We start from the raw sequence: 24,912 nt of genomic DNA, 5'->3' as shown, positions 1-24,912 counted from the left end.
CTTCCGGTCAGCCGTGCAGGAAGCGCAGCGCGTTGCCGCCGAGCAGCTTGTCGCGCTGCTCGCCGGTGAGGAAGTCCGCCTCGTGGACCACCCGCCCGACCGGCCGCTCCCCCAGCGGGTACGGATAGTCGCTGCCCACCAGCACCCGGTCGGCGCCCATGGTGTCCACCAGCAGCCGCAGCGCGGCCGGGGCGAAGACCACCGAGTCGACGCTGAACCGGTCGGTGTACGAGCTGGGCGGCGCGGTCGAGGCGCCGCGTACCAGATCGCCGCGGCGGTGCCAGGCGTTGTCGGCGCGGCCCAGCCAGAACGGGAAGCTGCCGCCGCCGTGCGCGAAGCAGATCCGCAGCGTCTCCGGCACCCGGTCGAAGACCCCGCCGAGGATGAGCGCCAGCACCGACAGGTGCGTCTCGGCGGGCATGCCGGTGAGCCAGCGGGCCATCCACCGGTCCAGCCGGGGCCCGCCCGGCATGTCCCACGGGTGCACGAAGACCGGCGCGCCCACCTCCGCGCAGTGGGTCAGGAACTGCACGATGCCGGCGTCGTCGAGGTCGCGGTCGCCGACGTGGTTGCCGATCTCCACGCCGACGTGCCCGGCCGCCAGGCAGCGGTCCAGCTCGGCGCAGGCCGCGTCCGGGTCCTGCAGCGGCACCTGGCAGAACGGCACCAGCCGGTCCCCACCGGCGGCGGTGACCTCCAGGGTGAGGTCGTTGAAGATCCGGGCGACCCTCACCGCCTGGTCGGCGGGGCGGTCGTAGGAGAAGAAGACCGGCGTCGGGGAGACCACCTGCACGTCGACGCCGTCGGCGGCCATGTCGGCCAGCCGGGTCGGCGCGTCCCAGCACTCCGCGCCGACCGGACGGAACTCCGTCTCGCCCACCATGATCATGGCGGCGCGCTCGGAGTCCACCCGCAACCAGGGCCAGCCGGACCCGCCGCACGCCCCGGCGAGGTCCGGCCACCCTTTGGGTACGACGTGCGTGTGCACGTCGACGACCGGTGGAGGCATCAGCCCTTGCCCGGGTGCAGGATGCCGCACCTGTCGCAGGTGCGCGCGGCCTCGTCGGCGTAGAACGCCTGGAAGACCGGGGGCAGGTCGGCGGCGATGTCGCGCACCTGCAACTCCACCTCGTGCACCTTGTGCCCGCACTCCGGGCAGTACCACTGGAACTTCTCCAGCGTGCCCTCCTCCCGGACCCGCTCCACCACCACGCCGATCGAGCCGGCCTCGGGACGCTGCGGCGAGTGCGGGGTGTTGCGCGGCAGCATCCACATCTGACCCTCGCGCACGTGCACCGTACGCGGCCCCTCGGGCGTCATCAGGTTGATGTGCATGTTGCCCTTGACCTGGTAGAAGAACTCCTCGTACGGGTCGACGTGGAAGTCGGTGCGCTGGTTGGGCCCGCCCACCACCATCACGATGAAGTCGTCCCCGCCCGGGAACATCTCCTTGTTGCCCACCGGCGGCTTCAGCAGGTGCTGATTCTCCGCGATCCAGCCCGGGAAGCTGAACGGCTCGGCGATCTCACTCACGACTGACCTCCTTGGGGAAGCAGGGCGACGGCCTGGATCTCGATCAGCAGGTGCGGGTGCGGCAACTGGTGCACGGCAACCGTCGTCCGGGTCGGCCCGGACGCGTCGAAGAACTCCGCCCACACCTCGTTGTAACCACCGAAGTCGTTCATGTTGACCAGGTACGAGGTCACCTGGACCAGGTCGGACAGCTCCGCACCGACCGACCGCAGCAGATCCCGGATGTTCTCGATGACCGCCCGGGTCTGCACCCGGATGTCGAGGTCCGTGGTGCCGAACTCGTCCACCGACACGCCCGCGAAGGTGTTGTCCGGCCGCCGCGACGACGTACCCGAGACGAAGACGAACCCGCCGGCCACCTTGACGTGCGGAAACGCCCCCCGCGGCACGGCCTTGCCGGCGACCACCCGGGCGGTCACGACGAGGCCCGGAGCGAGGCGGTGCCGAGCTTCTCCACCACGGCACGCACATGGGCACCGGGACGCAGTGGCACCGCAGCGGTGGCGGCACCGGCGAGGAAGACCCACCCGGAGTGCATCCGCACCCCGTGCCGGCCGGCCAGCCGGATGCCCTCGTCCAGCGCCCGGCGCGGGTCGCCGAGGATCGCCGCCGTCGAGCCGACCTGCGCCACCCGCCCGTCGATCTCCAGCAGCACGCCCAGGTTGTCCAGCCCGTCGGGCGCCGGCGACCACGGCCCGACCACGAACGCCGCCGCCGAGGTGTTGTCGGCGACCACGTCCGGCAGGGAGAAGCTGAAGTTCGCGTAGCGGGAGTCGATCAGCTCGATCGCCGGGGCGACCGCGCGGACCGCGTCGGCGAAGGCGCCGACCGGCTCGCCCGGGTCGGGGAGCCGGTCCAGCAGGAACGCGACCTCCGGCTCGACCCGTGGGTGGATGAAGTCGGCCACGTCGACCGCGCCGCCGTCGGGGACCCGCATCACGTCGGTGAGCCGGCCCCAGATCACCTCGTCCACCGCCATCTGGGCCATCTTCGCCTTGCTGGTCAGCCCCATCTTGAGCCCGACCAGCCGCTCGCCCCGGTCCAGCCGGCGCTGCAGCAGCGCGGTCTGCACCGCGTACGCGGCGTCGACGTCCAGGCCGGTCTCGGCGGCCAGCTGCGGAATCGCGGTGGCCGAGTCCGCCGCCACGCCCAGCCGCTCGGCGATCCCCGCGACGTCCACCCCGATCATGCGGCCTCCCCCTGCTCCTCGCGGCCGGCCAGGTCCAGCGCCACGTCCACGATCATGTCCTCCTGGCCGCCGACCATCCGCCGCCGGCCCAGCTCGACCAGGATCGAGCGGACGTCGACGCCGTACTTCGCCGAGGCGCGCTCGGCGTGCCGCAGGAAGCTGGAGTAGACCCCGGCGTACCCGAGGGAGAGCGTCTCCCGGTCGACCTGGACCGGGCGGTCCTGCAGTGGCCGGACGATGTCGTCGGCCGCGTCCATCAGCGCGAAGACGTCGCAGCCGTGCTTCCAGCCGTGCAGCTCGGCAACCGCCACGAAGACCTCCAGCGGGGCGTTGCCGGCCCCGGCGCCCATCCCGGCCAGCGACGCGTCCACCCGGACGGTACGGCCGTGCGGGGCGTCCGGGGCGGCCGGCCCGTCGCCGGCGATCCGGCCGTGCTCGACGGCGAGCACGCTGTTGGCCACCCCGAGCGACAGGTTGTGGTGGGCGTGGATGCCGATCTGCGTCTCCGGCCGGAGCACCTGCCGGTACGCGTCGACCCGCTGCGCCACGTCGGACATCAGCAGCCGGCCACCGGAGTCGGTGACGTAGACGCAGTGCGCCCCGTACGACTCCATCAGCTTGGCCTGGGCGGCCAGCCCGGCCGGGTCGTTCATGTGCGACATCATCAGGAACCCGGAGACGTCCATGCCGTTCTCCCGGGCCCAGGAGATGTGCTGGGCGGAGATGTCCGCCTCGGTGCAGTGGGTGGCGATCCGCACGCTGGTCACCCCGAGCGCCTTCGCCGCCTTCAGATCGGCGATGGTGCCGATCCCGGGCAGCAGCAGGGTGGTCAGCTTCGCGGTGGTCAGCACCTCGGCGGCGGCGGAGATCCAGTCGGCGTCGCTGGCCGCGCCGTGGCCGTAGTTGACGCTGGAGCCGGCCAGCCCGTCGCCGTGCGCCACCTCGATCGCGGCCACCCCGGCGGCGTCCAGCGCGGCGGCGATGGTGCGCACCTGGTCGACGGTGTAGCGGTGGGCGATGGCGTGCATGCCGTCGCGGAGCGTCACGTCCTGGATGTACAGGTCGGTCACGCCGCCACCTCCGCGCTGCTCGCGCGCCGGGCCACAAGTCGCTCCGCGGTACGCAGCGCGGCGGAGGTCATGATGTCCAGGTTCCCGGCGTACGCCGGCAGGTAGTGCCCGGCCCCGGAGACCTCCAGGAAGACCGAGACCTGCCAGCCGGTCAGGTGCCGCCCGAGGGACGGCACGTAGGTGTCGACCCGGTCGAACTGCACGTCCTGCTTGAGCCGGTAGCCGGGGACGTACTCCTGGACCGTGGCCACCATGTCGGTCACCGAGGCGGCGATGGCGGCCCGGTCGGCGTCGGTGTCCGGGCAGAGGCAGTAGACGGTGTCGCGCATCAGCAGCGGCGGGTCGGCCGGGTTGAGCACGATGATCGCCTTGCCCCGCTCCGCGCCGCCGACCACCTCGATCGCCCGGGCGGTGGTCTCGGTGAACTCGTCGATGTTGGCCCGGGTGCCCGGACCGGCCGACTTCGAGGCGATCGAGGCGACGATCTCCGCGTACGCGACCGGGGTGACCCGGCCGACGGCGGCGACGATCGGCACGGTGGCCTGCCCGCCGCAGGTGACCATGTTGACGTTGCTCTCGTGCAGGTGCTCGTCCAGGTTGACCGGCGGCACCACGTACGGGCCGATGGCCGCCGGGGTCAGGTCGACCACCGTGCGGCCGTGCGCCCGCAGCACGGCGTCGTTGTGCCGGTGCGCGCCGGCCGAGGTGGCGTCGAAGACCAGCTCCACGTCGGCGAACTCGGGCATGGCGACGAGCCCGTCCACGCCGCCGGCGGTGGTGGCCACGCCGAGCCGCCGGGCCCGGGCCAGACCGTCGGACTCCGGGTCGATGCCGGCCATCGCCACCATCCGGAGGCTGTCGCTGAGCCGCAATACCTTGATCATCAGATCGGTGCCGATGTTGCCGGACCCGATCACCGCCACCCCCGTGGTCATGCCCGGGCCTCCTTCGGGAAACAGGTCCGCACCGAACCGAGCCCGGAGATCCGGGCCTCGTACGCGGCGCCCGGGGTGACCGGCACCATCGGGCCGAGCGCCCCGGAGAGCACCACGTCGCCCGCGCGCAGCGGGTCCCCGGCCCGGGCCATCGTCCGCACCAGCCACTCCAGCGCGTGCAACGGATTACCGAGGCAGGCCGCCCCGGCGCCGACCGACACCGGCTCTCCGGCGTGCTCCAGCACCATGCCGCACAACCGCAGGTCCACGTCGGCGAGCCGGCGAGGCGTGGTGCCGAGCACGAACAGCCCGCTGGAGGCGTTGTCGGCGACGGTGTCCACGATGGAGATGTCCCAGCCGGCGATCCGCGAGTCGACGATCTCGATGGCCGGGAGCACGTGGTCGACCGCCCGGAGCAGGTCCACGGTGGTGATCCGCTCGTCGGTCAGGTCCGCGCCGAGCACGAAGGCGATCTCCGCCTCCACCCGGGGCTGGAGCAGGCGCTCGATCGGCACCTCGACGCCGTCGCCGACCGCCATCGCGTCGGTCAGCACCCCGAAGTCCGGCTGGAAGACGCCGAAGCTCTCCTGCACCGCCCGGGAGGTCAGCCCGATCTTCGCGCCCACCCGGCGCTCGCCCCGGCCCTGCCACGCCCGCGCCTGCAACTGCTGCACCCGGTACGCCGACTCGACGTCGCCCTCCGGCAGCAGCCGCCCGCGCAGCGGTGGACAGGGCTTCCCGCTGGTGCGGGCCTCGGCCAGCTCCCGGTTCGCCGCCTCGATGTCAGCTCTCACGCCGGCTCCTCGCCCCCTCACGACAGGTCCACGCAGACGTTGGTCAGTTCGGAGTAGAAGTCCAGCGAGTGCACGCCGCCCTCCCGGCCGATGCCGGAGGCCTTCACGCCGCCGAACGGGGTGCGCAGGTCGCGCAGGAACCAGGTGTTCACCCAGACGATGCCGGCGTCCAGCCGGGCGCCGGCCCGGTGCGCCCGGCCGACGTCCCGGGTCCAGACCGTCGCCGCCAGGCCGTACTCGGTGCCGTTGGCCAGCGCGTACGCCTCGTCCTCGTCGTCGAACGGGGCCACGTGCACGACCGGGCCGAAGATCTCCTCGGTGTTGGTCCGCGCTTGCGGGCCGAGCCCGGTCAGCACGGTCGGCTGCACGTACGCCCCACCGTCGCGGCCGTCGCCGAAGCGCGGCACGCCGCCCCCGGTGAGCACCTCCGCGCCCTCGGTCCGGGCCAGCGCGTAGTGGCCGAGCACCTTGTCCCGGTGGCCGTGCGAGATCAGCGGCATGTTCGCGGTGGCCTCGTCGGCCGGCCACCCGTACGCCAGTTCCCCCGCCCGCTTGGCCAGCCGGGCGGTGAACTCCTCGAAGACCGGGCGCTGCACGTAGATGCGCTCGGTGCAGAGGCAGACCTGCCCGCCGTTGGTGAAGCTGGAACGCACCGAGCCGGCCACCGCCGCGTCCAGGTCGGCGTCGGCGAAGACCAGCCCGGCGTTCTTGCCGCCCAGCTCGAACGAGACGGCCTTCACCCCGTCCGCGGCGGCCCGCATGATGGCGCCGCCGGTGGCCGACTCGCCGGTGAAGGTGATCGCGTCGACCCCCGGGTGCCGGGTGAGGAACTCACCGGCCGAGTCCGGGCCGAAGCCGTGCACCAGGTTGAACACTCCGTCCGGCACGCCGGCGGCGGCCATCACCTCGGCCAGCAGCGTCGCCGAGGCGGGCGTCTCCTCGCTGGGCTTGACCACCACGGCGTTGCCACAGGCCAGAGCCGGGGCCACCTTCCAGGTGAGCAGCAGCAGCGGCAGGTTCCACGGCACGATCACGGCGACCACGCCGACCGGCTTGCGGACGGCGTAGTTCAGCGCCCGGCCGCCGGCCGGGGTGACCGTGGTGAACGACTCGGTCGGCGCGGTCGCCACGATCTCGGCGAAGGCCCGGAAGTTCGCCGCGCCGCGCGGGATGTCCAGGGTGCGGGCCTGCGAGATGGCCTTGCCGGTGTCGGCGACCTCGGCGGTGACCAGGTCGTCGAAGCGGCGTTCCAGCTCGTCGGCGACCCGGCGCAGCACCTCGGCGCGCTCCCGCTCCCCCATCCGGCCCCACGGCCCGCGCAGCGCCGCCCGGGCGGCGGCCACCGCGTCGTCCACCGTGGACTTGGACGCCTCGACCACCTCGAAGACCGGCTCGCCGGTCACCGGGCTGCGCTTGGTGAAGCGCGGCCCCGCGTCGACGAACTCGCCGCCGACGAAGTGGCGCAGCAACCCCGGCCCGTCCGGCGCGCTCCCGGCCATCAGCCGCGCGTCCCAGAGCGTCATCCGCGCCTCCCCCGGCCGATCGCCGCACCCACCGCGCCGACCAGCAACGCCAGCCCGCCCGCGGCCACCGCCCCCACCACCGCGTACTGGCGGCGCACCCGGCGGCGCACCTGCGCGTACGGGGTGGTGGAGAAGGAGACCAGTTCGTACTGCGAAACGTACCGGCCGGGCAGCGCCCGTTCCAGGGCGTGCTCGACCCGCTTGCGGGTCTGGAACACCGGCGAGGCGACCTTGTCCCGCATCTCCACGAAGTTGGCCAGCGCCATCCGGGCGATCGCCTCGGCGTTGTCCTGCCGGCGCCGCTGGTAGAGCGGCAGCGCGGCGGACCAGTCGTCGTCGCACTCGTCCAGGCAGCGGTCCAGTTCGACGACGTCCTCCATGGCGCAGTTGGCGCCCTGGCCGTAGAACGGCACGATGGCGTGCGCCGCGTCGCCGAGCAGCGCCACCTTCCCGTCGACCTGCCAGGGCGCGCAGCGGACCGTGCCCAGCACGCCGACCGGGTTGTGCTGGTAGTCGTCGACCAGGTTGGGCGCGAGCGGGATCAGGTCCGGGTAGTGGGTGGCGAAGTGCCGCTCGATCGCCGCCGGGCTGCCCAGCGAGGCGAAGCTGGCGGTGCCGTGGGTGGGCCAGAAGAGCGTGCAGGTGAACGAGCGGTCCGGGTTGGGCAGCGCGATCATCATGGAGGTGCCGCGCGGCCAGATGTGCAGCGCCGACGGATCGAGGGCGAAGTCGCCGCCGAGCGGCGGGATGGTGAGTTCCTTGTAGCCGTAGTCGAGGAAGTCCAGGCTCTCGGTCAGCACCCCGTACCCGAGCAGTTGCCCGCGCACGGCGGAACCGGCGCCGTCGGCGCCGAGGACGACCGACGCGGTGGCGGTGACCTTGCCCTGCGGGGTCTCGAAGGTCATCTCGCCGCTGGTCGGGTCGAGGCCGACCAGCCGGTGGTCGAAGGCGAGCCGCACCCCGGGCAGCGCGGCGGCGGCGTTGAGCAGGGCGTTGTTCAGCGCGCCCCGGCTGATCGAGTTGATCGCCCGGTCCCCGGAACCGCTGTACGACTGGAACTGCGGCTCGCCGGCGACCGGGTGGATCATCCGGCCGCGCATCGGCAGGGCGTCCGCCATCACCTGCTCGGCCAGGCCGATGCGGCGCAGCGCGTCCAGGCCGCGCTCGGAGAGCGCCAGGTTGATCGACCGGCCGCGCTCCACCCGCCCGGTCCTCGGGTCCGGCCGCCGCTCGTAGAGGGCCACCGGGTAGCCCCGGCGGGCCAGGTAGCAGGCGAGCAGGCAGCCGGCCAGGCCGGCCCCGACCACCGCGATCTCGTCGCGTTCCGCGCTCACCGGTGCCTGCCTTTCGTTCGCGACTGCGGGGCTCGCAAACCCGGCTCACTCCTCGCGCTCACCGGTGCCTGCCTTTCGTTCGCGACTGCGGGGCTCGCAAACCCGGCTCACTCCTCGCGCTCACCGGTGCCTGCCTTTCGTTCGCGACTGCGGGGCTCGCAAACCCGGCTCACTCCTCGCGCTCACCGGTGCCTGCCTTTCGTTCGCGACTGCGGGGCTCGCAAAACCGGCTCACTCCTCGCGCTCACCGGTGCACCTCGGAGACGGTCGCCGCCAGCGCGTCGGCGACCCGCCAGCAGTCGTGGTACGTGGAGTAGAGCGGCACCGGGGCGAACCGGACGATGTCCGGCTCCCGGGCGTCGGCGACCACGCCGTGCTCGTGCCGCAGTCGCTTGGTCAGCTCGGCGGCGCTGCCGGCGCCGATGCGCACCGAGAGCTGGCAGCCCCGCCGCGCGGGATCGCGCGGGGTGACCACGGTCAGCGGCCGGCCGGGGGTCACCTCGTCGAGCAGCCGTTCCAGGTAGCCGGTGAGCCGGACGCTGCGCTCCCGCAGGGCCGGCATGCCGACGCTGTCGAAGAGCTCCAGCGAGGTGCGCACCGGGCCCATCGCGAAGATCGGCGGGTTGGAGATCTGCCAGGCCTCCACGGTGGCCGGCGGCCGGGACACCGGGGTCATCTCGAACCGGGTGGTCGCCTCGGTGCTCCACCAGCCCTCGAAGCGGGGCAGCCGGGGGTCGCCCAGGTGCCGCTCGTGGACGAAGACCCCGCCCAGCGCGCCGGGCCCGGAGTTGAGGTACTTGTAGGAGCACCAGGCGGCGAAGTCGACATCCCAGTCGTGCAGCGCCAGCGGCACGTTGCCGGCGGCGTGGGCCAGGTCCCAACCGACGATCGCGCCGGCCGCCCGGCCGGCGGCGGTGATCGCCGGGATGTCCATCAGCTCGCCGGTGAGGTAGTTGACCCCGCCGAGCAGCACCAGCGCCACCCGGTCGCCCTCGGCGGCCAGGTAGTCGGTCACGTCCTCGGTGCGCAGGGTGTCCTCGCCGGCGCGCGGCGTCAGCCGGACCACGGCGGCGTCCGGGTCCAGGCCGTGGAAGCGGGCCTGGCTGCGCACGGCGTAGCTGTCCGAGGGGAAGGCGCTGTCCTCGATGACGATCCGGGTCCGCTCGCCGGCTGGCCGGTAGAAGCTCACCATCAGCAGGTGCAGGTTGACGGTGAGGGAGTTCATCACCACGGTCTCCGCGGGCCGGGCGCCGACCAGTCGCGCGGCGGGCGCCGTCAACAGCTCGTGGTACGGCAGCCACGGCCGCTCCGCCTCCAGGTGCCCCTCGACGCCGAGCCGGCGCCAGGCGTCCAGGTCGGCGAGGAGTTCCGCGCGGGTGGCCCGGGGTTGCAGCCCGAGGGAGTTGCCGGCCAGGTAGGCGGTCTCCGGGTAACGTCCGCCGTCGGCGGCCGGCACGTGGAAGAGGTGCCGGTGCCCGGGGTCGGCGGCGTCGAGGCGGTGCGCCTCCCGCTCCGAGGTGGTCATGTCCCGCTCCCCGCTCACATCGCCGTCCGGGCCGACCACAGCTCCGGGAAGACCACCCGGGCCATGCTGCGTTGCAGCCAGGCCAGTCCGGCCGAGCCGCCGCTGCCGACCTTCGCGCCCATGGTGCGCTGCACGGCCTTGACGTGGTTCCACCGCCAGTCGCCGAACTGTTCGGCCACCTCGGTCAGCGCCTCGCCGAGCAGGCGGAGGTGGTTCTGCGGCCCGCCGTCGTCGTAGATCTCGACCCAGGCCGCCTCGACCGACGGGTGCGGCCGGTGCTCGACGGTGACGTCCCGCTCCAGCAGGTCGGCGGGGAGGTCGTGGCCGTGCCGGGCGAGCAGGGCGATCACGTCGTCCCAGAGGCTCGGCACGTCGAGAGCGGCGCGCAACTCGTCGTAGACCTGCTCCTGGCGGCGGAACGGCCGGATCAACGCCGGGTCGCGCAGGCCGAGCAGGAACTCCAGGTGCCGGTACATGGCGGACTGGAAGCCGGAGCCCTCGCCGAGCAGGTTGCGGAACCGGTTGAAGTCCGCCGGGGTCATCCAGCGCAGCCCGCGCCAGGCGGCGTTGAGCCCCTCCAGGTGCAGCGCGGCCCGGCGCAGCGGCGCCAGCGCCTCCCACACCCGGTCGGCGCGCAGGTCCCGCTGGGCCTGGCGCAGCTCGTGGCAGGTCAGCCCGAAGTACAGCTCCATGATCTGGCTGACCATCAGGAAGGACATCTCGCCGGGGTCCGTGCTGAGCGGCTGCTGCAGGGTGTGCAGCGTGCTGGCGTGCACGTACGCGTCGTACGGCACCCGGTCGGCGAACTCCAGCGTGGGCTCGCCGCCGTTGCGGGCCGCCCGCGCGGTGCGCTGCTGCGGCGTGACCGGGCGCACCGCGGCGGTCCGGGTGGGCGCCCGCAGATCCGTCTGATCCACCTTGTCGTCTCCTCCGTGAGCCGGGTGACGACATGATGCCCTGGTCACAAGGGCGTACGGAATGCCGATTCGACGGCGATCCAGGGTTTGACCTTTGGTGCGGAAGGCTCTTCTGCCGTTCGACCTGCGGAAGGTAAGGTCCACGCGTGGACGAGATGGACTGGGCCCTGCTGCGTGAGCTGCAGACCGACGCGCGGCTGTCGTACAGCGAGCTGTCCCGGCGGGTGCACCTGTCGCCGCCGGCGGTGGCCGAGCGGGTCCGCCGGCTGGAGGAGTCCGGCGTGATCACCGGCTACCACGCCCACGTGGACCTGACCCGGGCCGGTCGCGGCGTGGTCGCGATGATCCGGATGTCCTGTTACGGCTCGCGCTGCATCCTGCACGACCCGGACGTCGCCGGCTGGCCGGAGATCCGGGAGATCCACCGGATCACCGGGGACGCGTGCAGCATGCTCAAGGTCGCCGCCGGCTCGATCACCGAGTTCGAGGCGGTCATCGACCGGCTCGCCCCGTACGGCCAGCCGTCCAGCACGATGGTGCTCTCCACCCCGCTGGACTGGCACCCGGTCGCCCCGCTGCCGACCCCGCCGGCCGGGGCGCCGGGCACCCGCCGTCGCTGACCCGTGCGGGTTTGCCCCACGGCGAGCGGGAATGCAGGCCCGAACACCCGTCGCAGGATTCCGGCGCACCTGGCCGGGAGGGGAGAATCATGCGGGGGCTCAGCGCGTACCATCGTGCCTTTTCCGCCGTCCTGGCGATGTTCGCCCTGGTCGCGACGTTCGTCCTGGCAACGGCCACACCGGCCCGGGCCGGGGAGAACACCTTCGTCGAGGTCACGCCGAACACCGCGCAGGCCGGCACCCGGGTCAACATCCGGGCCAGTTGCGACAACGCCAACAACCAGCAGGCCACCGTGCAGTCGGACGCCTTCGGCCGGGTGGTGCTGCGGCCGGACAACGGCTTCCTGACCGGGGCGGTGACCATCCCGGGCAACAAGCAACCGGGCGACTACCCGGTCGACCTGCGGTGCGCCAACGGCAACACCGCGTCGACCATGCTGACCGTGCTGAACATGGCCCAGCCGAGCAAGGGCCCGGCGACCGGGGGCGGCGGCACCGCCGGCGGCCGGGGCGCGGGTTCGCTGCTCCTGGTCGGCGGCCTGGCCGTGGTGACCGTGGTGGCGGGGCTCGGGATGTTCAGCGGGGGCCGCCGACGGGCCGGGACGAGCTCCTGACCCCACGTCGCCATGACCCGCACACGCAGACGCACCCCGCGGTCGGGTCGGGACCGGGTCCGCGCCGCGGCCCGGCTGGCGGCCCGTGCGGCCGGCCGCTTCCGCCGGGTGGCCGGCCAGGCCTTCACCGCCAGCGTGACCACGACCGACCCGGTCGCCCACGCCCGCCCGGTACGGCCGGCGGCGCGGCCGGCCCGCTACGGCGGCTACCGGAGCCGGGGACCGGGCGCCGCGTTCATGGTGATCGCCACCCTGATGGCGCTGATCGTCGCGATGCTCGGCATCGAGCAGGTGACCGGCCTCAGCGTCCTGCCGGACCGGTTCATCGCCGGGCTGCGCCCGCCGCCGAAGAAGTTCCCGGTGCTGCCGGGCAGCCCACCCACCCTGATCTCGATCTCCCGGATCGACGTGCAGGCCCCGGTGCACCACGTCGGGATCGCCCCGGACGGCAGCATCGGGGTGCCCGACGCCGCCCGCGCCCAGGAGGCCGGCTGGTACGACCAGGGCCCCACCCCCGGCCAGTACGGCCCGGCGGTGATCGTCGGGCACGTCGACACCACCACCGGCCCGGCGGTCTTCCACGGGCTGCGGGACCTGCGCGACGGCGACACGGTCGAGGTGACCCGCGAGGACCGGAAGGTGGCGGTCTTCGAGGTGAACCAGGTGCAGCGCTACGGCAAGGAGGACCTGCCGGTGGACGAGGTGTTCGGCGACTTCAGCCGCCCGAACCTGCGACTGATCACGTGCGGCGGCCGGTGGGTGGGCGGCGAGACCGGCTACGCCGACAACGTGGTGGTGTACGCCTCGCTGGTGAAGGCGCGCGACCGGTGACCCGGCGGCGCCGGCGCCCCGCTCAGGCGGCCTCGGACTCGCGCAGGTCGAGCCAGTCCGCCCAGCGCGGGTCGGGCGCGCGGTGACCCAGCACCCGCCAGGCGGTGCCCTTGGGGGCGGCGGGCAGGCAGTGCAGCCGCCAGCCCAGCTCGGCCGGGGTCTTGTCGCCCTTGGTGTGGTTGCACCGGGCACACGCGGCGACCACGTTCTCCCAGGCGTGCCGGCCACCCCGGCTGCGCGGGAAGACGTGGTCGATGGTCTCCGCGGGCCCCCGGCAGTAGGCGCAGCGCCAGCCGTCCCGGGCGAAGATCGCCCGCCGGGACAGCCCGATGTGAGTGCGGTACGGCACCCGGACGAAGCGGGTCAGCCGGACCACGGAGGGCACCGGGAGGGCGTCGCGGGCGCTGTGCAGGATGCCGTCGCCGTCGGCGACGCAGACCGCCTTGGCGGAGAGCACGAGGATGGCGGCGCGACGCACCGACACGACACACAGCGGCTCGTAGGTGGCGTTGAGAACCAGCGCGCCGGAGCCCACCGTGGGTCGTATGTCAGGCATCGTGCTCACCCTCCCGGTCCAGCTGCCCACCGCTGGCCACGTCGGCCGCGCCCCGCGCAGCGGGGAACCACGACCGACGCCGGCGGGATCACCGACGTCCGTTGCGCCAATCGTCCCTGATAAGACCCGGGATTGCACGTACTAATCCGGGCTCCCTCGTGAAGCTTTCTCGGCGCGCGGGAAGATGTCCGGTTCGCGGGCCGCCGTCGGGCGGCAGAGGTCGCCCGACGGTGGGCCGCCGGTGGGCCGTCGACGGTGTTGCGGTACGAAGACAGGGTGAGTGCCACCAGCCCGACCTTCCCCGTCGCCGCCCCGCCCGACCCGTCACCCTCGTGCCTCCAGGACACCTGGTGCAAGGGGGTCCTCGACGTGACCGACTCGGTCTGGTTCGCCGAGGGCAGCTACTGGATCCTGCTCAAGCCGCTGCGGGTCGCGCTGATCCTGCTGCTGGCGTTCGCCGGCCGCTGGGCGCTGCACCGGACGATCAACCGGCTGGTCCGAACCACCACCCACGGCGCGGTGCCGACCATGCTCCGGCCGCTGCGCGAGCGCATCCCGTCGGCCGCGCTCGATCCCACCGAGTTCATCCCCGAGCGGCGCCGCCAGCGCGCCGAGGCGATCGGCTCGGTGCTGCGCAGCCTGGTCACCGCGTTCGTCTTCGGCATCGCACTGCTGATGGTGCTCAAGGAGTTCAGCTTCGACCTGGCTCCGCTGCTGGCCAGCGCGGGCATCGCCGGCGTCGCGCTCGGCTTCGGCGCGCAGAGCCTGGTGAAGGACCTGATCGCGGGTCTGTTCATGCTGATCGAGGATCAGTACGGCGTCGGCGACACGGTGGACCTGGGTGAGGCGACCGGCGTGGTGGAGTCGGTGGGGTTGCGGGTGACCACCGTCCGCGACGGTCGCGGGGTGCTCTGGTACATCCGCAACGGCGAGATCGTCCGGGTGGGCAACAAGAGCCAGGGCTGGGCCCTGGTGGTGGTGGACCTGCCGATCGGCTTCGCCGGCACCGAGGAGGCGAACGCCGTGCTGCGTACGGCGGCGGCCTCGGTCGCGGTGGACCCGGAGCTGGCCCCGGAGATCGTCGAGCCGCCCGAGGTACTGGGCGTCGAGCAGATGACCGTGGACGGCGCGGTGATCCGGACGGTGGTCAAGACGACCGCGGAGGGGCAGTTCGCGGTGGGCCGGGAGCTGCGCCGCCGGCTGGCCGAGGCGCTGGAGAACTCCGGCATCACCGCGAAGATCGCGGCCGGGCGGCTCTACCCGGGGCTGCCGCAGACCGGCGGGATCGGTCCGGCCGGGGTGCCCGGGACGGTGGGCACCCCGGGCACCGGTCAGGGCGGGGCCACCTGACCTGCCGGGCAGGACCGAATCGGGGAGTCCGAAATCTGGGGGTCGCGGACCGCGCGGCCCCTCGGGTATCGTCCGTTCGTTCAGTCGGAGATGCGACGACCAATCCGTTCGCCCTAGCCAGTTGTCAGACGATCGGGCAGAATCCGGTGCACGCGCTCCCGCCGGAGCGTGAGCATGTCCTCGCTGATCCGTAGATCTGACGACGGGGTCCCCGTCAGGCCGTCACGAGTGGCCGTTCGCGGGGCACGATGGAGGCGACGGTGTCCGACGAGCGACCCTCTCCGGACGGGCCGGCCACATTCCGAGAGGTGTTCGGCCAGTCCGAATACCGGGCGATCTTCCTGGCCACCGTGTTCTCCTGGGTGGGCGACTACGTCGCCAAGGCCGCGGTCACCGTGCTGGTCTACCGGCAGAGCCAGTCGATCGCCCTGTCCGCCGCCGCGTTCGCGGTCAGCTACCTGCCCTGGCTGGTCGGCGGTCCGCTGCTCGCGGCGCTCGCCGAGCGCTACCGCTACCGGCAGGTCATGGTCGTCTGCGACCTGATCCGAATGGCGCTGATGGCGCTGATCGCCGTGCCGGGCGTGCCGGTGTGGGTGATCCTCGCCCTGCTCTTCGCCACCACGCTGGCCAACCCGCCCAGCCAGGCCGCCCGGTCCGCGCTCATGCCGGCCATCCTCACCGGCGACCGGCTGGTCCTCGGCCTGTCGCTGAACGCCAGCTCGGCCCAGGCCGCCCAGGTGGTCGGATACCTCGTCGGTGCCGCGTTGGCCGCGGTGAACCCGACCGTCGCGCTGCTGATCAACGCGGCCACCTTCGCCGGGTCCGCCGCGCTGACCCGCTTCGGCGTCCGCGACCGGGAGCCGGCGATGACGGCCGCGCACCGCAGCCACCTGTTGCGCGAGACGGGGCAGGGCTTCCAGATCGTCTTCGGCACCCCGGTCCTGCGGGCCATCGCCGTGCTGGTCTTCAGCGCCATGCTCTTCTCGATCGTCCCCGAGGGGCTGGCCGCCGCCTGGGCCGGCGAGCGCTCCGGCGACGGGCTGGACAGCGGCGTCGCGCAGGCCGTCATCATGGCCGCCAACCCGGTCGGGTTCATCCTGGGCGGGCTGGTGGTGGGGCGGGCGGTCGCGCCGGCCCGCCGGCTCGCCCTGATGCGGCCGCTCGCGGTGATCGCCCCGCTGGTCCTGGTGCCCACGCTCCTCGACCCGCCACCGGTGGTGGTGGCCCTGCTCGCGGCCGCCTGCGGCTTCGCCGCCGCCGGTCTGCTGCCGACCGCCAACGGGCTCTTCGTCCGCGCCCTGCCCAACGGCTACCGGGCCCGCGCCTTCGGCGTGATGGCCACCGGCATGCAGGTGATCCAGGGCGCCTCGGTGCTGGTCACCGGGCTGCTCGCCGACCGCTTCTCCATCCCGCTGGTGGTCGGCCTGTGGAGCACCGCCGGCGTGGTGCTGATGCTGGTGACGGCGCTGCGCTGGCCCGACGGCGAGACCATCGACGCGGCCGTCGCGGCGGCCGACCGGGCCAACCGGGACGACGCCGCGGCCCGGGACAGCGCGCACGGGCCCGGTGGCCGGCCGCGCGCGGGCCGGGCGACGGACGGCCGCTCCGGGGGCCGGCGCAGCCACGCTGTGACGTGATCGGCAGCCCGCCCGGCCGGTACGCGGCGGCCGGTGCACCGGGGCACCTGGCAGGATGGAACGGTGAATTCCGCAGCTGAGTCCGACCGGCCCGGTGCGCCGACGACCCTCTTCGAAGCGGTCGGCGGCGAGCCCACCTTCCGCAAGCTGGTCGACGAGTTCTACGTCGGCGTCGCCACCGACCCGCTGCTGCGCCCGATGTACCCGGAGGAGGACCTCGGGCCGGCCGCCGACCGGCTGACGCTGTTCCTCATGCAGTACTGGGGTGGCCCCAACACCTACTCCGCCCAGCGGGGGCACCCGCGGCTGCGGATGCGGCACGCGTCGTTCCGGATCGGCGTGGCCGAGCGGGACGCCTGGCTGCACCACATGCGGCGGGCGGTCGACCGGCTGGACCTGCCGCCGGAGGTCGCCAAGGCGCTCTGGGACTACCTGGAGCGCGCCGCGTACTTCATGGTCAACGTGATGGAGGAGCCGGCCGGGGACGCCTGACGGCCCGACGGTCGAGACCGGCCCGCGCCGGCCCCGGCCCGTCGGGCTCAGAGCAGGGCGCCCTCGTCGTGCAGCCAGTCCACGAAGGTGGTCGCCACGGCCGCCCCGCAGTCGAGCATCTCGACCAGGAGCGCGTCGTGGGTGCCCGCGCCCAGCGGCACCTGCAGCTCGGCGTAGATCGGCAGCTGGCCCCGCTCGGTGGGGTCGCCGATGTACGCCTTGCAGAACCGCCGGGTGTGGTTCCACTCGTTGACCACCCGGTAGGCCCGGTCCGCCCAGTCCGGCGGGACCGTCGCGTGCGGACGGGCCCGCATCACCAGGATCTCGTCCTCCGGGCCCTCCAGCGTGACCAGCACCGCGTGCCGCTCCCACATGGCCAGCAGGTTCCCGTCGCCGTCGGCCAGGTACCGCACGTCGAGCAGGTCGAGGGCCGCACAGACCCGGCGGAGGGTGACCCGCTCCACACTGACCGGCATGTCCGCGATCACCGGCCGGTCGGCGGCCTTGCAGTCGTCCCCCGGCTGCCGGGGGGACGGTGGTCCAACCCGGACGGTGCTGTCCACTGTGATCCCGGTTCGAGTTTCCGGGTCGCCGCCGCCAGCGGCGGGACCAGGGCGCCATGACCACCACGGCATCGCTCGCGCACCTCACTCCCCAGCGGATCCGGACGCCTACGTTGCGTTGGATCCGAGGATGGACGGTACCCGGACAGCCGGGTTGAAGCACCCCCCCAACGACAGCCCCAGGCCAGAAGAATGACCACGGGTCATCCGTTCGGTTGATCCTTCACCGGCCGGATCGCCAACTCCGAGACCTTGCGCGACCATGCCGCTCCGTACGGTCCCACCAGGCCGATCCAGCGACCCGCAACGCGTACCTGGACCTCGCCCGGGGCGTCGGCGGGCCCGAGGAACCCCATCCGGACCACGCCCTGGACCAGGCGCTGGGTCACCTCGACCGGCTCGCCCGGCGGCTCGTCCGGGGTGATGACCACCGCCACGTGGTCGAGCAGCGCGTCGCGCAGCACCCGCTGACCCACCGCCCGGCCGCCCACGCCCTCGGTAGCCGCGGTCCGCAGGGTGCCCGCCGCCGCCTCGGCGATCCGCCGCAGCTCGCCGGCGGGCAACGCCTCCACCCGGCGGCTCGCCGCGGGCGGCAGTGGCCAGCGCCACCGGTCGTCCCGCCGGCCCGGCAGCGCCCCGCCGGCGGACTCCAGCTCGGCCAGCAGGTCGGCGGCGGCGACCGTGACGTCACCCGGGGCGGTGCCGGCCACCGTGCGGACCACCAGCACGTCCCAGGGCAGCCGGGCCCAGAGCGCCGTACGCCCGGCCCCGTCGACCGGGCGGAGCCGCACGACGGTGGCCGGGTCGAGGCGGACCAGCCGGGCCAGGAAGGCCCCCGCGTCGGCAACCCCGGCCAGCCCGTGCCCCGGCGTCACGACGGGCGCGCCATTCACGCCGCCCCGCCCGCGGGCGCGTACGCCAGCAGGAAGGTCCGCTCGTCCTCGGTGATCCGGCGGGGCCGCTTGGCCACCAGGTCGAACGGCACCAGCACCGACCGGGCGGTGCTGGCCAGCACGTCGCCGTCGTACAGCTCGTAGGCGACGGTGAACCGGGAGGCCCGGATCTCCTCCACCCATAGTTCGATCCGGACGGTCGGGGCGGCCTCCGCGGTGGCCCGACCCAGCGCGTAGTCGACCGGGCGCAGGTAGTCGACCTCGTGCCGGCGGATGACGACTCCGTCGGCGAACGAGCCCACCCCCCACGCCCGGCCGCCCGCGAACATCAACGCCACCCGCGCCTCCTCGTAGAGGGTGAGGAAACGCGAGTTGTTGACGTGCCCGTACGCGTCCAGGTCGGACCAGCGCAGCGTGCAGTGGTAGACGAACCGGTCAGCCAACGGTCAGCACCCGCTCAGTCACGGGTGAGCTTGCGGTAGGTCACCCGGTGCGGGCGGGCCGCCTCGGCGCCGAGCCGGTCGACCTTGTTCTTCTCGTACGCGTCGAAGTTGCCCTCGAACCAGAACCACTTGGACGGGTTCTCGTCGTCGCCCTCCCAGGCGAGGATGTGCGTGGCGACCCGGTCCAGGAACATCCGGTCGTGGGAGATGACCACGGCGCAGCCGGGGAACTCCAGCAGCGCGTTCTCCAGGCTGGAGAGCGTCTCCACGTCCAGGTCGTTGGTCGGCTCGTCGAGCAGGATGACGTTGCCGCCGATCTTCAGGGTCAGCGCCAGGTTGAGCCGGTTGCGCTCGCCGCCGGAGAGCACCTTGGTGGGCTTCTGCTGGTCCGGCCCCTTGAAGCCGAACGCGGCGATGTACGCCCGCGACGGCATCTCGACCTTGCCCACCATCAGGTGGTCCAGCCCGTCGGAGACGACCTCCCAGACGGTCTTGTCGCCGTCGAGGCCCTGCCGGGCCTGGTCGACGTAGGACAGCGAGACGGTGGGGCCGACCCTGACCTCGCCGCCGGTCGGCTGCTCCAGCCCGACGATGGTCTTGAACAGGGTGGTCTTGCCGACACCGTTCGGGCCGATGATGCCGACGATGCCGTTGCGCGGCAGCGAGAACGACAGGTGATCGATCAGCAGCCGGTCGCCGAAGCCCTTGCTGAGGCTGTTGGTCTCGATGACGGTGCTGCCCAGGCGCGGGCCCGGCGGAATCTGGATCTCCTCGAAGTCCAGCTTCCGGGTCTTCTCCGCCTCGGCGGCCATCTCGTCGTACCGGTCGAGCCGGGCCTTGGACTTGGTCTGCCGCGCCTTGGCGTTGGAGCGGACCCACTCCAGCTCATCGGAGAGGCGCTTCTTCATCTTGGCGTCGCGGCGGCCCTCGACGGCCAGCCGGGCGGCCTTCTTCTCCAGGTAGGTGGAGTAGTTGCCCTCGTACGGGTAGGCCCGGCCGCGGTCCAGCTCCAGGATCCAGTTGGCCACGTTGTCCAGGAAGTACCGGTCGTGGGTGATGGCGATGACGGTGCCGGCGTACTTGGCCAGGTGCTGCTCCAGCCACTGCACGCTCTCCGCGTCCAGGTGGTTGGTGGGCTCGTCGAGCAGCAGCAGGTCGGGGGCCTCCAGCAGCAGCTTGCAGAGCGCGACCCGGCGGCGCTCACCACCGGAGAGCTGGGTGACGTCGGCGTCCGGCGGCGGGCAGCGCAGCGCGTCCATGGCCAGTTCGAGCTTGGAGTCGATGTCCCAGGCGTCGGCGTGGTCCAGCTCCTCCTGGAGCTTGCCCATCTCCTCCATCAGCTCGTCGGAGTAGTCCGTGGCCATCTGCTCGGCGATGGAGTTGAACCGCTCCAGCTTGGCCTTGGTCTCGGCGACCGCCTCCTCGACGTTGCCGAGGACGGTCTTGCTGTCGTTGAGCGGGGGCTCCTGGGCGAGCATGCCGACGGTGTTGCCGGGCATCAGCCGGGCCTCGCCGTTGCTCGGCCGGTCCCAGCCTGCCATGATCTTGAGGAGGCTGGACTTACCGGCGCCGTTCGGGCCGACCACACCGATCTTGGCCCCCGGCAGGAAGTTCAGCGTCACGTTGTCGAGCACGACCTTGTCGCCGTGCGCCTTGCGCGCCTTTTCCAGGACGTAGATGAACTGGGCCACGGTGCGGGCTACCTCCGTCGGTTGCTGTCGCCGATTGGCGGGCACGGCACGGGCTGCGTCCGCCGCCCGCCGCCGCCGGCCGGGAGCCGGCCGCGCGCACGCCGTCGTCAATCCTGACAGGTACGGCGCGCCGCGCCCACATCACCCCGCCCGAGCAGTACGCCGCGGCCCGCCTCCCGGGGCTTCCCGACGTGCCGGAGGACCGCGGGGTCGCCGACCTCCGCCCGAGGCTGTCGCCATGATCACGGGTACGGTTCAGCGACCGTGGGACGGGTAGGTGACTCCGGCACGGGGCGCAAGACGCCGCAGCTAGGCTCAGACTCTCATCGCGGTGGACCCGTCAGCACCCGGAGGTGGCCGATCGTGACCGTCCGTAGCTCCTTTGTCGTAGTGGCGAACCGATTGCCGGTCGACGAGGTGAGCACACCCGAGGGACGGCAGTGGCGACGCAGCCCGGGCGGGCTGGTGACGGCCCTGCACCCGGTCCTCGCCGAGCACCAGGGCACCTGGGTCGGCTGGGCCGGCGGGACCGGCGCCGCTCCGGAGCCGTTCGACCTGGAGGGCATCCGCCTGCACCCGGTGCCGCTGAGCGCCGAGGAGCTGGAGCGCTACTACGAGGGCCAGTCCAACGCCACCATCTGGCCGCTCTATCACGACGCGGTCGAGACCCCGGCGTACAAGCGCCGGTGGCGCGAGGCGTACCGCCTGGTCAACGCCCGGTTCGCGGAGGCCGCGGCGGAGGTGGCGGCCGAGGGCGCCACGGTCTGGATCCAGGACTACCAGCTCCAGCTGGTCCCGGCGATGCTCCGCGAGCTGCGGCCGGATCTGAAGATCGGCTTCTTCCTGCACATCCCGTTCCCGCCGATCGAGCTGTTCATGCAGATGCCGTTCCGCACCGAGATCCTGCGCGGACTGCTCGGCGCCGACCTGGTCGGGTTCCAGCAGCGGCTGGCCGCGCAGAACTTCGTCCGGCTGGCCCGGCACCTGCTCGGCCTGCGCTACGAGGGCCAGATGATCCAGGTGGACGGCCGGCAGGTGAAGGCCGGCGCCTTCCCCATCTCGATCGACACCCAGGAGATGGAGCGGATGGCCGCCGACCCGGCGATCCAGGCCCGGGCCAAGCAGATCCGCGAGGAGCTGGGCAACCCGAAGACGATCATCCTGGGCGTCGACCGGCTCGACTACACCAAGGGCATCGAACTTCGACTGAAAGCCTTCCGGGAACTCCTCGCTGACGGAAAGCTGACAGTGCCGGACGCGGTTATGGTGCAGGTCGCGACGCCCAGCCGCGAGCGGGTGGAGCACTACCAGGCACTTCGCGTCAAGGTGGAGCGCGAGGTTGGTCGGATTAATGGCGAATTCGGACGGGTGGGTGTGCCGGCGGTGCATTATCTGCATCAGTCGTACAGTCGCTCCGAACTGGCCGCGATGTACGTCGCGGCCGACGTGATGATGGTGACCCCCCTGCGAGACGGAATGAATCTGGTGGCCAAGGAGTACGTGGCATCGCGCGCCGACCAGGGCGGCGCGCTCGTGCTCAGCGAGTTCGCCGGCGCGGCCACCGAGCTGCGCCAGGCATTCCTGTGCAACCCGCACGACCCGGACGCGGTCAAGGACGCCCTGCTGCGGGCCGTACACGTGGAGAAGCCGGAGGCCCGTCGACGCATGCGGATAATGCAACGTCATCTGCGCACCCACGACGTGGGGCACTGGGCGAAATCGTTCCTCACCGAGCTCGGCACGTCCGGGGTGGAGGCCGCGTGAACGTCCCCACCGACATCGTCACCCCGCCCGCGGGGACGATGGACCCGGAGCTGCGCGCGGCCATCGGGCGGATCGCCCGGGTCCCCCAGCTCCTGGTCGCCTGCGACTACGACGGCACGCTCGCGCCGATCGTCGAGGACCCGAGCAAGGCCGTGCCGCTGCCGGAGTCGGTCGCCGCGATCCGGGCGCTCGCCGCGCTGCCGCAGACCACCGTCGCGGTGGTCTCCGGGCGGGCGCTGCGCGACCTGGCCGCGCTCTCCCGGCTGCCCAGCGAGGTCCACCTGGTCGGCAGCCACGGCTCCGAGTTCGACATCGGCTTCGTCGAGCGGCTCTCCCCCGAGCTGATCGCCGTCCGCACCCGGCTGCGCGACGCGCTGCGCGAGATCGCCGCGGCCCACCCGGGGGTCCGGCTGGAGCGCAAGCCGGCCAGCGTCGCCGTGCACACCCGCGGGGTCGACCCGCAGGTCGCGGCGGCCACCATCGAGGCGGTCCGCAACGGCCCCGCGAAGTGGGACGGCGTCACGGTCACCCAGGGCAAGGAGGTCATCGAGCTGTCGGTGGTCGCCACCCACAAGGGCACCGCCGTCGACCAGCTGCGCACCCAACTCTCGGCCAGCGCCGTGCTCTTCATCGGTGACGACGTCACCGACGAGAACGCCTTCGGCAACCTGCACGGCCCGGACGTCGGCATCAAGATCGGCCCCGGCGACACCCAGGCCGGCTACCGGGTGGCCGAGCCGATCGAGGCGGCCCGGGCCCTGGGCCTGCTGCTGGAGACCCGCCGGCACTGGCTCTTCGGCGAGCGGGCCGTCCCGATCGAGCGGCACTCGATGCTCTCCAACGGCCGGACCGTCGCCCTGCTCACCCCCGATGCCAAGGTCAGCTGGCTCTGTCACCCCAAGCCGGACTCGGCGGCGATCTTCGCCGACCTGGTCGGCGGCAGCCCGGCCGGTCACTTCAGCATCGTCCCGGAGCGCGGCGGCATCCCGCTGGGGCAGCGTTACCGCAGCGGCACCATGACGGTCGAGACCCGCTGGTCCGGCCTCACGGTCACCGACTGGCTCGACCTGCCGGCCCGGGAGACCACCCCCGACGGCCCGGCGATCATCACCGGCGACTCGACCCTGGTCCGGGTGCTCACCGGCTCCGGCAAGGCCCGCATCGACTTCGCCCCGCGCCCGGAGTTCGGCCAGGTCGCCGTACAGCTCCAACCGCTCGACGACGGCCTGCTGGTGCTCGGCTCCAACGAGCCGGCCGCGCTCTACGCCCCGGGCGTGACCTGGAAGGTCAGAAGCGACGGAGTGAACGAGAGCGCGGAGGCGATGGTCGACCTCTCCGCCGCCGGCGGCCAGGTCGTGCTGGAGCTGCGCTTCGGCACACACAGCCTGGAGCACCACGCCGTCCCGATCCACGAGCGGCAGGGCAGGGCCGAGCAGCCGTGGAAGGACTGGGTGGCCTCGCTGCGGCTGCCCACCACCGCCCGCGACCTGGTCGCCCGCAGCGCGCTCACGCTGCGCGGCCTCTGCCACGAGGCGACCGGCTCGATCCTGGCCGCGGCGACCACCTCGCTGCCGGAGGAGCTGGGCGGGGTCCGCAACTGGGACTACCGCTACTGCTGGCTGCGTGACGCGGCACTGACCGCTCGCGCGCTGGTCGACCTGGGTTCCCTCGAGGAGGCCGAGGCGCTGCTGCGCTGGGTGGACGGCTGCATCGAGCGCACCGGCGGCCACCCGGAGCGGCTGCACCCGCTCTACACCATCGACGGCTACGAGCTGGGCGCCGAGGCGGTCATCGACACCCTCCCCGGGTATGCCGGCTCCCGGCCGGTCCGGGTGGGCAACCTCGCCAACCACCAGCTCCAGCTCGACGTCTTCGGCCCGATCGCGGACCTGATCGCCGCCGTGGCCGACGCCCGAGGCTCGGTCCGCGAGGACGAGTGGCGGGTGCTGGAGAACATGGTGGAGGCGGTCCGCCGCCGCTGGCACGAGCCCGACCACGGCATCTGGGAGGCCCGGCTCCCCCCACGGCACCACATCTTCTCCAAGGTGATGTGCTGGATGACCGTCGACCGCGCGCTGCACATCATGCGCCAGCACGGCGGCGAGGACCGGCCGGAGTGGGTGGAGCTGCGCGACCGGATCGGCGCCAACGTGCTGGAGAACGGCTGGCACGAGCACGTCGAGGCGTACAGCGTCGCGTACGGCGACGAGGAGATGGACGCCTCCTCGCTCTGGATCGGCCTGTCCGGGCTGCTGCCGGGTGACGACCCGCGCTTCCTCTCCACCGTGCTCCGGATCGAGGCGGACCTGCGCAGCGGGCCGGTCGTCTACCGGTACCACTGGGACGACGGCCTGCCCGGCCGGGAGGGCGGCTTCCACATCTGCACGGCGTGGCTGATCGAGGCGTACCTGCGCACCGGCCGCCGCACCGACGCGGAGGAGCTGTTCATGCAGATGATCGACACGGCGGGCCCGACCGGGCTGCTCCCCGAGCAGTACGACCCGCTCGCCGAGCGCGGCCTGGGCAACCACCCGCAGGCCTACAGCCACCTGGGCCTGATCCGCTGCGCGCTGCTGCTGGACAACATGCTCAAGCAGTGACCTGACCAGCGACGACGGCGGCCGGAGAGACACCTCTC

Annotated in this window: 24 protein-coding genes; 8 read left to right on the top strand and 16 right to left on the bottom strand. The window is 72.8% G+C overall.

Features of this window, described 5'->3' with window-relative positions; genetic code table 11:
- Nucleotides 1-7: 7 nt before the first annotated feature.
- From GA0074696_RS09270 to GA0074696_RS09220, 11 genes are all read right to left on the bottom strand, one after another.
- Entirely contained in the window at nucleotides 8-1,009 is a 1,002-nt protein-coding gene (locus GA0074696_RS09270; RefSeq protein ID WP_088960710.1) for an amidohydrolase family protein, read from the bottom strand.
- Nucleotides 1,009-1,533 carry a 3-hydroxyanthranilate 3,4-dioxygenase gene (locus GA0074696_RS09265; RefSeq protein WP_088960709.1) on the bottom strand — a complete coding sequence of 175 codons (525 nt, stop codon included), beginning with the start codon at nucleotides 1,531-1,533 and terminating at the stop codon, nucleotides 1,009-1,011. The genes GA0074696_RS09270 and GA0074696_RS09265 overlap by 1 nt, the downstream gene beginning before the upstream one ends.
- Nucleotides 1,530-1,952, bottom strand: coding sequence for a RidA family protein (locus GA0074696_RS09260; protein WP_088960708.1), 423 nt, complete (start codon nucleotides 1,950-1,952; stop codon nucleotides 1,530-1,532). The genes GA0074696_RS09265 and GA0074696_RS09260 overlap by 4 nt, the downstream gene beginning before the upstream one ends.
- The gene (locus tag GA0074696_RS09255) at nucleotides 1,949-2,722 is read right to left on the bottom strand and encodes a 2-keto-4-pentenoate hydratase (RefSeq protein ID WP_088960707.1); all 774 of its coding nucleotides are present in this window, start codon (nucleotides 2,720-2,722) and stop codon (nucleotides 1,949-1,951) included. Before GA0074696_RS09255 ends, GA0074696_RS09260 begins: the two co-directional genes overlap by 4 nt.
- Nucleotides 2,719-3,792 carry a 4-hydroxy-2-oxovalerate aldolase gene (dmpG, locus tag GA0074696_RS09250; RefSeq protein WP_088960706.1) on the bottom strand — a complete coding sequence of 358 codons (1,074 nt, stop codon included), beginning with the start codon at nucleotides 3,790-3,792 and terminating at the stop codon, nucleotides 2,719-2,721. Before dmpG ends, GA0074696_RS09255 begins: the two co-directional genes overlap by 4 nt.
- Nucleotides 3,789-4,727 (bottom strand): acetaldehyde dehydrogenase (acetylating), encoded by a 939-nt coding sequence (locus GA0074696_RS09245; RefSeq protein WP_088960705.1) that lies wholly within the window; start codon nucleotides 4,725-4,727, stop codon nucleotides 3,789-3,791. Before GA0074696_RS09245 ends, dmpG begins: the two co-directional genes overlap by 4 nt.
- Entirely contained in the window at nucleotides 4,724-5,521 is a 798-nt protein-coding gene (locus GA0074696_RS09240; protein WP_088960704.1) for a 2-keto-4-pentenoate hydratase, read from the bottom strand. Before GA0074696_RS09240 ends, GA0074696_RS09245 begins: the two co-directional genes overlap by 4 nt.
- 17 nt (nucleotides 5,522-5,538) lie before the next feature.
- Nucleotides 5,539-7,020, bottom strand: a complete 1,482-nt coding sequence (locus GA0074696_RS09235; RefSeq protein ID WP_088964459.1) for a 2-hydroxymuconic semialdehyde dehydrogenase — start codon at nucleotides 7,018-7,020, stop codon at nucleotides 5,539-5,541.
- Between the two features lie 20 nt (nucleotides 7,021-7,040).
- Nucleotides 7,041-8,378: an FAD-dependent oxidoreductase gene (locus GA0074696_RS09230; protein WP_088960703.1), complete on the bottom strand. Its 1,338-nt coding sequence runs from the start codon at nucleotides 8,376-8,378 to the stop codon at nucleotides 7,041-7,043.
- A 244-nt stretch (nucleotides 8,379-8,622) separates the two neighbouring features.
- Nucleotides 8,623-9,903: a kynureninase gene (gene kynU / locus GA0074696_RS09225; RefSeq protein ID WP_088964458.1), complete on the bottom strand. Its 1,281-nt coding sequence runs from the start codon at nucleotides 9,901-9,903 to the stop codon at nucleotides 8,623-8,625.
- A 14-nt stretch (nucleotides 9,904-9,917) separates the two neighbouring features.
- A complete protein-coding gene (locus tag GA0074696_RS09220) occupies nucleotides 9,918-10,820 on the bottom strand; it encodes a tryptophan 2,3-dioxygenase (protein ID WP_088960702.1) in 903 nt (300 codons plus the stop codon).
- Nucleotides 10,821-10,966: 146 nt separating this feature from the next.
- Between GA0074696_RS09220 and GA0074696_RS09215 the strand changes: the two genes are divergently transcribed.
- The 3 genes from GA0074696_RS09215 to GA0074696_RS09205 all read left to right on the top strand — a co-directional run bounded on the left by GA0074696_RS09215 (nucleotide 10,967) and on the right by GA0074696_RS09205 (nucleotide 12,885).
- A complete protein-coding gene (locus GA0074696_RS09215; protein ID WP_088960701.1) occupies nucleotides 10,967-11,440 on the top strand; it encodes an Lrp/AsnC family transcriptional regulator in 474 nt (157 codons plus the stop codon).
- Between the two features lie 137 nt (nucleotides 11,441-11,577).
- Nucleotides 11,578-12,054, top strand: coding sequence for a hypothetical protein (locus tag GA0074696_RS09210; protein WP_088964457.1), 477 nt, complete (start codon nucleotides 11,578-11,580; stop codon nucleotides 12,052-12,054).
- A 12-nt stretch (nucleotides 12,055-12,066) separates the two neighbouring features.
- Nucleotides 12,067-12,885 carry a class F sortase gene (locus tag GA0074696_RS09205; RefSeq protein ID WP_088960700.1) on the top strand — a complete coding sequence of 273 codons (819 nt, stop codon included), beginning with the start codon at nucleotides 12,067-12,069 and terminating at the stop codon, nucleotides 12,883-12,885.
- Between the two features lie 22 nt (nucleotides 12,886-12,907).
- On the opposite strand, the gene GA0074696_RS09200 is transcribed toward GA0074696_RS09205, so the two are convergent.
- Complete coding sequence (locus GA0074696_RS09200) at nucleotides 12,908-13,441, bottom strand: HNH endonuclease (protein ID WP_088964456.1); 534 nt, start codon at nucleotides 13,439-13,441, stop codon at nucleotides 12,908-12,910.
- A gap of 258 nt (nucleotides 13,442-13,699) precedes the next feature.
- Between GA0074696_RS09200 and GA0074696_RS09195 the strand changes: the two genes are divergently transcribed.
- The 3 genes from GA0074696_RS09195 (at nucleotide 13,700) to GA0074696_RS09185 (ending at nucleotide 16,920) form a co-directional block, all read left to right on the top strand.
- Nucleotides 13,700-14,791 carry a mechanosensitive ion channel family protein gene (locus tag GA0074696_RS09195; RefSeq protein WP_407940603.1) on the top strand — a complete coding sequence of 364 codons (1,092 nt, stop codon included), beginning with the start codon at nucleotides 13,700-13,702 and terminating at the stop codon, nucleotides 14,789-14,791.
- Between the two features lie 248 nt (nucleotides 14,792-15,039).
- Entirely contained in the window at nucleotides 15,040-16,428 is a 1,389-nt protein-coding gene (locus GA0074696_RS09190) for an MFS transporter (RefSeq protein WP_088960699.1), read from the top strand.
- Between the two features lie 63 nt (nucleotides 16,429-16,491).
- The gene (locus tag GA0074696_RS09185) at nucleotides 16,492-16,920 is read left to right on the top strand and encodes a globin (RefSeq protein WP_231925309.1); all 429 of its coding nucleotides are present in this window, start codon (nucleotides 16,492-16,494) and stop codon (nucleotides 16,918-16,920) included.
- A gap of 47 nt (nucleotides 16,921-16,967) precedes the next feature.
- Here GA0074696_RS09185 and GA0074696_RS09180 read toward each other — a convergent pair whose 3' ends face one another.
- The 4 genes from GA0074696_RS09180 to ettA all read right to left on the bottom strand — a co-directional run bounded on the left by GA0074696_RS09180 (nucleotide 16,968) and on the right by ettA (nucleotide 20,510).
- On the bottom strand, nucleotides 16,968-17,555 hold the full coding sequence (locus GA0074696_RS09180) for a type III secretion system chaperone family protein (RefSeq protein ID WP_088960697.1): 588 nt from the start codon (nucleotides 17,553-17,555) through the stop codon (nucleotides 16,968-16,970).
- 131 nt (nucleotides 17,556-17,686) lie between these two features.
- Complete coding sequence (locus GA0074696_RS09175; RefSeq protein WP_172894235.1) at nucleotides 17,687-18,376, bottom strand: hypothetical protein; 690 nt, start codon at nucleotides 18,374-18,376, stop codon at nucleotides 17,687-17,689.
- Nucleotides 18,373-18,819, bottom strand: a complete 447-nt coding sequence (locus GA0074696_RS09170; protein ID WP_088960695.1) for an acyl-CoA thioesterase — start codon at nucleotides 18,817-18,819, stop codon at nucleotides 18,373-18,375. Before GA0074696_RS09170 ends, GA0074696_RS09175 begins: the two co-directional genes overlap by 4 nt.
- Nucleotides 18,820-18,833: 14 nt before the next feature.
- Nucleotides 18,834-20,510 carry an energy-dependent translational throttle protein EttA gene (gene ettA, locus GA0074696_RS09165; RefSeq protein ID WP_088960694.1) on the bottom strand — a complete coding sequence of 559 codons (1,677 nt, stop codon included), beginning with the start codon at nucleotides 20,508-20,510 and terminating at the stop codon, nucleotides 18,834-18,836.
- 363 nt (nucleotides 20,511-20,873) lie between these two features.
- On the opposite strand from ettA, the gene GA0074696_RS09160 reads away from it, so the two are divergent.
- A complete protein-coding gene (locus GA0074696_RS09160; RefSeq protein ID WP_088960693.1) occupies nucleotides 20,874-22,274 on the top strand; it encodes an alpha,alpha-trehalose-phosphate synthase (UDP-forming) in 1,401 nt (466 codons plus the stop codon).
- 38 nt (nucleotides 22,275-22,312) lie between these two features.
- Nucleotides 22,313-24,874 (top strand): trehalose-phosphatase, encoded by a 2,562-nt coding sequence (gene otsB, locus GA0074696_RS09155; RefSeq protein WP_407940602.1) that lies wholly within the window; start codon nucleotides 22,313-22,315, stop codon nucleotides 24,872-24,874.
- The last annotated feature ends 38 nt before the right edge of the window (nucleotides 24,875-24,912 follow it).

Origin of the sequence: Micromonospora purpureochromogenes (genome assembly GCF_900091515.1) — a bacterium.
Taxonomy (GTDB): domain Bacteria; phylum Actinomycetota; class Actinomycetes; order Mycobacteriales; family Micromonosporaceae; genus Micromonospora; species Micromonospora purpureochromogenes.
This window is presented reverse-complemented; position numbering and strand designations above follow the sequence as displayed.

What these genes read in the sequence shown, in the direction of transcription:
- GA0074696_RS09270 (WP_088960710.1), bottom strand. Translation starts at nt 1,009, where the DNA reads ATGCCTCCACCGGTCGTCGACGTGCACACGCACGTCGTACCCAAAGGG.
- GA0074696_RS09255 (WP_088960707.1), bottom strand. Translation starts at nt 2,722, where the DNA reads ATGATCGGGGTGGACGTCGCGGGGATCGCCGAGCGGCTGGGCGTGGCG.
- GA0074696_RS09245 (WP_088960705.1), bottom strand. Translation starts at nt 4,727, where the DNA reads ATGACCACGGGGGTGGCGGTGATCGGGTCCGGCAACATCGGCACCGAT.
- GA0074696_RS09235 (WP_088964459.1), bottom strand. Translation starts at nt 7,020, where the DNA reads ATGGCCGGGAGCGCGCCGGACGGGCCGGGGTTGCTGCGCCACTTCGTC.
- kynU (WP_088964458.1), bottom strand. Translation starts at nt 9,903, where the DNA reads ATGACCACCTCGGAGCGGGAGGCGCACCGCCTCGACGCCGCCGACCCC.
- GA0074696_RS09210 (WP_088964457.1), top strand. Translation starts at nt 11,578, where the DNA reads ATGTTCGCCCTGGTCGCGACGTTCGTCCTGGCAACGGCCACACCGGCC.
- GA0074696_RS09205 (WP_088960700.1), top strand. Translation starts at nt 12,067, where the DNA reads ATGACCCGCACACGCAGACGCACCCCGCGGTCGGGTCGGGACCGGGTC.
- GA0074696_RS09200 (WP_088964456.1), bottom strand. Translation starts at nt 13,441, where the DNA reads ATGCCTGACATACGACCCACGGTGGGCTCCGGCGCGCTGGTTCTCAAC.
- GA0074696_RS09190 (WP_088960699.1), top strand. Translation starts at nt 15,040, where the DNA reads ATGGAGGCGACGGTGTCCGACGAGCGACCCTCTCCGGACGGGCCGGCC.
- GA0074696_RS09180 (WP_088960697.1), bottom strand. Translation starts at nt 17,555, where the DNA reads ATGCCGTGGTGGTCATGGCGCCCTGGTCCCGCCGCTGGCGGCGGCGAC.
- otsB (WP_407940602.1), top strand. Translation starts at nt 22,313, where the DNA reads ATGGACCCGGAGCTGCGCGCGGCCATCGGGCGGATCGCCCGGGTCCCC.